This window comes from Vescimonas sanitatis (genome assembly GCF_049060325.1).
Classification (GTDB): Bacteria; Bacillota; Clostridia; order Oscillospirales; family Oscillospiraceae; genus Vescimonas; species Vescimonas sanitatis.
Genome location: NZ_JBMGPW010000033.1, coordinates 1 through 522 on the forward strand (window position 1 = coordinate 1; position 522 = coordinate 522).

At 70.9% G+C, this 522-nt stretch carries 1 protein-coding gene; it reads left to right on the plus strand.

What is annotated here, in order from left to right:
• A partial coding sequence (locus ACOMDU_RS13615; RefSeq protein WP_421130698.1) for a flavin reductase family protein occupies window positions 1-420 on the plus strand: 420 nt, incomplete at its 5' end.
• Between the last annotated feature and the right edge of the window lie 102 nt (window positions 421-522).

Sequence of the window (522 nt, forward strand, 5' to 3'; positions counted from 1 at the left end):
GTGTGGAACATGGCCACCTACGACCTGCGCGAGGCCGTCAACGTCTCCGCCATGGCCCTGGAGCCGGGCGAGAGCGAGTGGGACCGCATCGCCGAGCACGGCGTCACCAAGGTCTACGCGGACAACCACCCCATCCCGATGGTCGCCGAGTCCCCCGTGCGCTTCGAGTGCCGCTACCACTCGACGCACCGCATCAAGGGCGACTCGAACGTCGGCACCATCGACGTGGTCTTCGCCCACGTGGACACCCTCCACATCGACGACGACGTCATCACCGCCGACGGCCGCCTCGACATCCCGCGCATCCAGCCGATCGCCCGCCTGGGCTACTTCGACTACACCGTGGTGCGGGAGACCTTCGAGATGCGGGTGCCCGGCGCCGACGGCGATGCCCAGGCCGGCCTCGAGGGGCGGGCATGAGCACCGCGGCCACCGGTGCGGCCCGGCCCGCTCCCGTGCCCGGGGCCCGCCCCCGGAGCCTGAAGGACATGCTGGCCGTGAACTTCGGCAACGCGCTGGAGT